This is a genomic window from Deltaproteobacteria bacterium, assembly GCA_029860075.1.
Classification (GTDB): Bacteria; Desulfobacterota; JADFVX01; order JADFVX01; family JADFVX01; genus JAOUBX01.
The window spans coordinates 22,321-29,864 of record JAOUBX010000057.1; the positions used below are offsets into that span (position 1 = coordinate 22,321).

General features: G+C 44.8%; 10 protein-coding genes. All 10 read left to right on the forward strand.

The genetic code is table 11. The features are described 5' to 3' along the window. Positions 1 to 16 precede the first annotated feature (16 nt). Entirely contained in the window at positions 17 to 1,567 is a 1,551-nt protein-coding gene (locus tag OEV42_15360; protein ID MDH3975655.1) for a lysine 5,6-aminomutase subunit alpha, read from the forward strand. 143 nt (positions 1,568 to 1,710) lie between these two features. Further along, complete coding sequence (locus OEV42_15365; GenBank protein MDH3975656.1) at positions 1,711 to 2,448, forward strand: cobalamin-dependent protein; 738 nt, start codon at positions 1,711 to 1,713, stop codon at positions 2,446 to 2,448. A 134-nt stretch (positions 2,449 to 2,582) separates the two neighbouring features. Further along, positions 2,583 to 2,975: a 3-aminobutyryl-CoA ammonia lyase gene (locus tag OEV42_15370; GenBank protein ID MDH3975657.1), complete on the forward strand. Its 393-nt coding sequence runs from the start codon at positions 2,583 to 2,585 to the stop codon at positions 2,973 to 2,975. After that, the gene (locus tag OEV42_15375; GenBank protein ID MDH3975658.1) at positions 2,965 to 3,780 is read left to right on the forward strand and encodes a 3-keto-5-aminohexanoate cleavage protein; all 816 of its coding nucleotides are present in this window, start codon (positions 2,965 to 2,967) and stop codon (positions 3,778 to 3,780) included. The genes OEV42_15370 and OEV42_15375 overlap by 11 nt, the downstream gene beginning before the upstream one ends. A 59-nt stretch (positions 3,781 to 3,839) precedes the next feature. Beyond that, on the forward strand, positions 3,840 to 4,430 hold the full coding sequence (locus OEV42_15380; protein ID MDH3975659.1) for a response regulator: 591 nt from the start codon (positions 3,840 to 3,842) through the stop codon (positions 4,428 to 4,430). A gap of 256 nt (positions 4,431 to 4,686) precedes the next feature. Beyond that, positions 4,687 to 4,839, forward strand: coding sequence for a hypothetical protein (locus tag OEV42_15385; protein MDH3975660.1), 153 nt, complete (start codon positions 4,687 to 4,689; stop codon positions 4,837 to 4,839). Positions 4,840 to 4,881: 42 nt separating this feature from the next. Continuing rightward, entirely contained in the window at positions 4,882 to 5,289 is a 408-nt protein-coding gene (locus OEV42_15390; GenBank protein ID MDH3975661.1) for a response regulator, read from the forward strand. A gap of 214 nt (positions 5,290 to 5,503) precedes the next feature. Beyond that, a complete protein-coding gene (locus OEV42_15395; protein ID MDH3975662.1) occupies positions 5,504 to 5,953 on the forward strand; it encodes a CBS domain-containing protein in 450 nt (149 codons plus the stop codon). A 55-nt stretch (positions 5,954 to 6,008) separates the two neighbouring features. Then, on the forward strand, positions 6,009 to 7,256 hold the full coding sequence (locus OEV42_15400; GenBank protein ID MDH3975663.1) for a CapA family protein: 1,248 nt from the start codon (positions 6,009 to 6,011) through the stop codon (positions 7,254 to 7,256). Positions 7,257 to 7,415: 159 nt separating this feature from the next. Further along, positions 7,416 to 7,541: an NAD(P)-binding domain-containing protein gene (locus OEV42_15405; GenBank protein ID MDH3975664.1), complete on the forward strand. Its 126-nt coding sequence runs from the start codon at positions 7,416 to 7,418 to the stop codon at positions 7,539 to 7,541. The last annotated feature ends 3 nt before the right edge of the window (positions 7,542 to 7,544 follow it).

Genomic DNA, 7,544 nt, shown 5'->3' on the forward strand with positions numbered 1-7,544 from the left:
ATGAGAGAGAGAGTTAATGCCGAAAATTAAGCTCAATGAAAAAGAGGTTGAATATGTGAAGGCCCTGGCCGGAAATATTGCCGATGAGGTTCAGCAATTCATTTCAGATTATTCCTCTTTTTCTGTGGAACGAACAGTTTTGCGGCTATATGGTGTAAACGGTGTTGACACTTACGGGACGCCGCTTGTTAACCGTGTTATTGATATATTGCGTGAAAGTATGGAACTGAGTGAGGGTATTTCCAGACCCTTTGCAGCGGCCATGCTGCATACGGGCAAAGATGCGCAAAAGACGGCTCAACTTATCGAATCAGGGACAGTCTGTTTTAGTGGATTGAAAGATCTTAATGCCGGTGAAATTGAGAAAAAAGAGAAGGAACTGGCTCAAAGAGCCCTGGAAAAACTGGATGCCTCAAAGCAGCGAAAAGAGGAAAAGATTGAAAAAACAGGACTTCCCCGACAGCCCTGGCGTTATCTCATTGTTGCTACTGGGAATATTTACGAAGACAGGACACAGGCTGAAGCTGCCGCCTTTGCCGGTGCCGATATTATTGCCGTTATCCGCAGCACGGCCCAGTCGCTTCTTGACTATATTCCCTATGGCCCCACGACGGAAGGTTTCGGGGGGACTTATGCCACACAAGCCAATTTTAGAATCATGCGTGAAGCCCTGGACGAGGCTTCTGAAAAAGAGGGACGTTACATAAGGCTTGTTAATTATGCGTCGGGGCTTTGTATGGCCGAAATTGCCGCCTGTGCTGCATTGGAAGATCTCGATATTCTTCTTAACGACTCCATGTACGGAATACTTTTCAGGGATATCAACATGGAGCGAACCTTTATCGACCAATATTTCAGCCGCCTTATCTGTGGCCGCTCAAAGATCATTATCAATACGGGAGAAGATAATTATCTGACCACTTCTGATGCTATCGACAACGCCCATACCGTAACGGCCTCGCAACTTATTAATGAAGCCATGGCAAAAAGGGCGGGACTGACTGATGATCTGCTTGGCCTTGGCCATGCTTTCGAGATCGATCCAAAAATAGAAAACGCCTTTCTTTATGAGCTGGCCCATGCGCAACTTGCACGGGAATTGTTTCCCCATGCACCCATAAAGTATATGCCTCCCACCAAATACAAACGTACCGACATATTTTATTCCCATGCCATGGATACGCTTTTTAACCTGGCCTCAGTAACGACGGGGCAAGGCATTCATCTTTCCGGAATTTTAACGGAAGCCATCCATACGCCGCTTATGCAGGACCGCTTTAAATCGATTTCGAGCGTAAACTACGTTTTTAATATGGCCCGTTCATTGGGAGAAGAGATAGAATTTAAAGAGGACGGTTTTATTTCTAAAAGGGCGAGGCAGGTGCTCAATGAAACGGGCCGCTTTCTTGAGGAAATCAGCAATATCGGTTTGATGGAGGCTATTTCGAGAGGTATGTTTGCAGATATGAGCCGCATGAGAGACGGTGGAAAAGGACGTGACGGTGTTTTTAAAAAGGGGCCCGACTATTCGAATCCGGTTATGGGGATGTTGGAGGAAGGAATTTAGGATCAGGTCGGAGTATTTTGATTTTATTATGGTCTTTGCGAGTGAAAGGAAGCAATCTCAAACTTTTTTGGATTGCTGCGTCGGTCTGTTGACTTCCTCGCAATGACTGTTTCTCAGAGATTTCTTTTATAAGAGCATAAGCTATGTCAAAAAACATAATAAAACCCTACGGTGATACTCTCAACGACGGCATTGTTCAGCTCTCCTTTACGCTCCCTGTGGAAAACGGCCCCAGGGCCGTCAAGGCGGCCGAGCAGTATGCAGCCATGCTGAATGTTGAAGATATCTCCGTTGTTCATGCTGAAAAAATTGCGGAAAATTTTACCTGTTTCATTATTTATGCCAGGGCGAAACCGGGTCTTGACTATTCAAAAGTTAAAGCCCGGGAAGTAAAATTTGACCATATGGACTTTTATGAGATTAACGATCTCATAAAAAAAGAGATAGGGCGGCCTCTTAAAGTCGTAGGTGCAACCATAGGGAGCGATGCTCACACTGTCGGAATAGATGCTATTATGAATATGAAGGGATACAACCAGGATTACGGCCTTGAACGATACCCTGAGATTGAAGCTATTAACCTGGGTGCACAGGTTCCCTGTGAAAAACTTGTCAAAAAGGCGCTTGACCTTGATGCCGATGCCATACTGATATCGCAGACGGTGACCCAGAAGGAGAGCCATATAAGGAATTTTACGGGCCTTATCGATCTTCTGGAAGCGGAAAATTTAAGGAGCCGCTTTATTCTCCTGGCAGGTGGGGCAAAAATCAGTAATGAATTTGCCATTGAACTCGGTTATGACGCCGGTTTCGGGCCGGGTACCCTTCCTTCCCAGGTGGCGTCCTATCTGGTGACGAGAATGTTGCAGAAGAAAGAGTGAAAATTATAATAAAATCCCCCCTCACCCCCCTTTTCCAAAGGGGGGGATAGAGAAGTCCCCCTTTGGAAAAGGGGGATTTAGGGGGATTTTCGAGGAAAATGATAGATCATATTGATTAATTACGGAGAGAAATAATGGAAACACGATTCAAGGTAAGAATGAGCCAAAGTGACGTTCATTACGCCGGTGGACTCGTTGACGGTGCGCGCATATTGCAGCTCTTTGGTGATGCTGCAACGGAGTTGCTTATTGCCTATGACGGTGACGAGGGGCTTTTTCGGGCTTACAGCAGTGTAGACTTCCTGTTCCCTGTTTACGCAGGTGACTTTCTTGAAATCGTTGCAAGGATCACTTCTGTGGGCAATACTTCACGTGAAATGTCTTTTGAGGCCTGGAAGGTTATTTCGCCTTTGCCGGAAAAGGGTGAAACGGCAGCTCAGGTACTTGAGAATCCGCAGCTTGTCTGTAAAGCTGTGGGTACTTGTGTGACACCAAAAGAAAAGCAGAGAATCAGCCATGACGAATGATCCCTTGATTATTACCTGTGCCATTGTTGGTGCTGAAATGACGCGGCATGATACGCCTTATCTTCCCATTACTCCTGATGAACTGGCCTCAGCTGCCGCCGGTGCTGTTGAGGCGGGGGCTTCTATTATCCACCTTCACGTGCGCGACGAGGAGGGCAAACCGAGCCAGAGGACAGACATTTTCCGGGAGGTAACGGAAAAAATAAAAGAGCGCTGCCGCTGCATTATCCAATATTCCACGGGGGGTGCTGTGGGAACGCCTCTCGGGGAACGTTCTGCACCTCTTGAATTAAGGCCCCCTATGGCTTCTCTCTCAATGGGGACGATGAATTTCGGTGATGAGATTTTTGAAAACAGTGAAAAGACGATTCTTTCGCTGGCAGCCATAATGAAGGATAAGGGGATTATGCCCGAACTTGAAATATTCGATCTCGGTATGATGGAAACGATGTCACGTTTTGTGAAAAAAGACTGTTTACCGGAAAAATATCATATCCAGTTTGTTCTTGGTGTCCCCGGAGGCATGAGCGGTGACGTGAGAAATCTTGTTGCCCTTGTTGAAAGGCTTGATAGAGACCAGTCATGGTCCGTTGCAGGCATTGGCCGCTATGAACTTCCTCTTGCTGCTCATGCCATTGCCATGGGAGGGCATGTAAGGGTAGGGCTTGAAGATAATATCTATTACAGAAAGGGTGAGTTTGCCCGATCGAATGCACAGCTTGTAGAGCGGGTCGTGAGGATTGCTGAAGAACTGGACCGGTCTCTTGCAGATGTTAAAAAGGCACGAGATTTGCTAACACTTTAGAGGCATATTTATGGCTTTAGCATAAAGAAGTGGGTGGCAAAAAGAAGCTGGAGGCAACTATGAGCAATGAAGTGACCATACTTTTAGTCGATGATGTAAAGCTGACCCTGGAAATACAAAAAAACGCCCTGTCGAGGGCCGCCTGCCGGATCTTTACGGCAACCTCAGGTGATGAAGCGCTGGCAATAGTAAGCGAAGTTATGCCTGATCTTATTGTGCTCGATCTTTTCATGCCCGGCATGAAGGGTGATGAATGCTGCAAAGTACTTAAGGGCTTACCGGAATTTAAACATATTCCCATCATTATATCCACCATGTATGATAAGGGCGAAAGTGAAGAAAAACTCTGCCTCTCTTATGGTTGTGATGGTATTATCAGAAAGCCATTCAATCCGACAGAGTTTTTAAAAAAACTTGAATCCTATTTGAATATTACTATAAGGGAATATTCACGGACTCATGTATGTGTCAGGGTGGATTACCGTATTGGAGACAGGCGTTACGAAGGACACCTGCATGATATATCTGAAGGGGGACTTTTTATCGAATGCAGGGAACTCCTTGAAAAAGGCGCTCTCCTCATGCTTGAATTTCAGCTTCCCAATAATGATCTTTCTATCGAATGTGAAGCTAGTACTCATTCAATGTAATAAATTAGGATTCAGCCAGTCAGGAAGCGGTTAGCTGTTAGGCGCACGACCGCAGGACTGGCCGTAGCTAATTTAAGGGAGTGCAACAACACAGATGACCGCTTCCTGACTGGCCCGAAGGGAGCTTCACAAATCGGCCAATGCTGCGTTGCAGTCCTTGAAAAGGGAATAGCCATTCTCTTCGTACTGCGCCTTGCCTTGACCAATTTGTGAAACTCTGAATCCCAATTTATTATATTGAAGGAGTACTAGGGTAATGAGATCAGTGGAAAAAACGGAGGTAATGCAGGACCATATTGTAAGAGGTATGGGCGTACAGTTTACGGAAATCCCGGATCACATGAAGAGCGCCATAAAAAATTATGTGGAAAGGGTGGAATATGCTGAAGAGCCTGCGCTTTCCTCATGAGAAGTTAATATTTGACACTATGAATGAAAGGTTTTTCAATTGATGGAGGATGAAAAAAGAGAAAAGAAGCGGGAACCTGCTAAAATCCTTTTTGTAGAAGATGACAGATCGATTCGTGCTTTGATCAGATTAATATTCAGTAAAACGGAATATGAGATCGATATGGCTGAAAATGGCCTTGCCGGTGTTGAAATGTATAAAAAAGACAATTACAACATTGTATTGATGGATCTTAAAATGCCTGTCATGGACGGCCTTCAGGCAACGAGGGAAATAAGGAAACTGGAAAAGAAAGCAGGGAAAAGAAGAATTCCTGTGATTGCCCTGACAGCCCATGGAACAAGAAATGATCAAAAGTTGAGTGATGAAGCAGGATGTGATGATCATCTTATAAAACCTGTAAAAAAACAGGAACTTCTGGATATTATCGATAAATACTTGAAAAAATGAAATGTCATGTCCCCTTTGCCCTTCCCGAGAAAGCCGGCAAGGTGGAAATCCCGCTATTCTTATTCCCTTCTTTTTAGGCCGAAATATGATTTCCCTTTATTATTCCCGCGAAACAAGAAGGCTTCCTTTTTATCTGCTATAATTTAAATAAACGTTTTTTATATTCTGCTCCTGAATGATTAAGGCAAACCTTTAAAAGGTCTGAGGAGGAGTTATGTTTGTCGGTGAGATATGTAATCGCCAGGTATGCTTTGTAAATAAGCACAATACTGTTGTCGAGGCGGCCATGCTAATGCGGGATCATCATGTAGGAGCCCTTGTCGTTAGTGAAGAGCGGGAAGGTAAAACTCATCCTGTCGGGCTCATTACGGACCGTGATATTGTCGTGGAGATCATTGCCGAAGATTTGAGTGTAGAAAATCTTCTCGTTGGCGATGTAATGAGTTTCGATCTCATAACAATCAGGGAGAGTGACGGAATAAGCGAAGCGCTTAAATTAATGAAAGGGCATGGAATAAGAAGGCTCCCTGTTATGGGTGATGAAGGCGAACTGGTTGGGATTCTTGCTGTTGATGATCTGCTTGAACTTCTGGCTGAAGAGCTTGCCGACGTGAGTCAGTTAATAATAAGGGAGCAGGAAAGGGAGAGAGCTTCCCGGAAATAGCTTTTTGTCCCTATTTGGAGCCATTCTTTAACGGGGCTGTTATTGCAGATATGCAATGAGAAAAAATTATACTGCATGGCACAAATCACTTCTTTACGGCTTTGCCGGATCTTTTATATTAATTTTTCTTTCAATACCGCTTTACGCCGGGGAAATGAACCCTAAAAAAGAAGAAAGAAAAAAAGAGGGAGAGTCTTCCGCTGTTACACTCTTTTTGACGGGTGATGTAATGTCAGGGAGAGGTATCGATCAGGTACTTTCCCACCCGAGCCATCCCCGTATCTATGAGCCTTACGTAAGGGATGCCAGAACCTATACGGCGCTTGCAGAGGAGGTAAATGGTCCCATCAGCAGGCCTGTTGAGTGGGATTACATATGGGGCATTGCTCTTCGTGAGCTGGCACGGGAAAAACCGGACGTGAGGATTATTAACCTTGAAACAGCCCTTACGAAAAGCAACGAATACTGGCAGGGAAAGGGGATTAACTATCGTATGCATCCTGAAAATATCCCTCTTCTTCGGGTTGCAAATATTGATGTCGCTGTTTTGGCTAATAATCATATTCTTGATTGGGGCTACTCCGGCCTTAAAGAGTCATTAGAGACCCTGGGCAAGGCCGGGATAAGCCATGCCGGGGCGGGGATGGACCTGGATGAGGCTGAAAAGCCTGCTATTGTGGACCTTGGCAATAAAGGAAGGGTGCTTGTTTTTTCTTATGCCATGGAATCGAGTGGCGTCCCTTCATCTTGGGCTGCAAAGGAAAAACAAAGTGGCCTTAGCCTGCTTAATGATTTTTCAGCCAAAACGATAGACGAGATAGAAAAAAAAGTAAAAGAAGTGAGAGAAAAGGGGGATGTGGTTGTCCTTTCTCTTCACTGGGGTGGAAACTGGGGCTACCCTGTTTTAAAAAGTGAGAGAACATTTGTACATGGGCTTGTGGATAAAGGCATTGCAGATATTATACATGGTCATTCTTCTCATCATATAAAGGGAATAGAGGTTTATAAGGGCAAACTGATACTCTATGGCTGCGGTGATCTTATTAATGATTACGAGGGAATAGGTGGATATGAGGAATTCCGGGGTGACCTTGGCCTTATGTACTTTGCCACTGCAGACCAGGCAACGGGCAGACTTCTTTCACTGAAAATGAAGCCCGTTATGATGAGAAATTTCAGCTTAAAGGAGGTAAGCAGAAAGGACTTCAATTGGTTGAAGAATGTGCTGAACAGAGAAGGAACGCCGTTGGGAACCCGTGTTGAAGAGGACGGGGACAAAGGATTGCTGTTAAAATGGGAATGATTTATTGCATACGCGGCAGTTGCGGTAAAGGCAAGTTGATTCTTGACCTTTTTTATTTTTTATCGTAAGCAGGCTCTTATCAAAAGACGGGAAAGGATTATGTGGAAAATGGGGGCAGAAGTTTCAATAAAAAGAAAAAGAGGAGGAATATAAAGGACCATGGCCGCTGTTATTATCGGCGCAGGCCCGGCAGGTCTCTTCTCTGCCCTTGCCCTTGTCGAGAAAGGTGAAAAGGACATTGTCATTATCGAACAGGGTAGAGATCTCGATGAACGGATAAACTAAAAA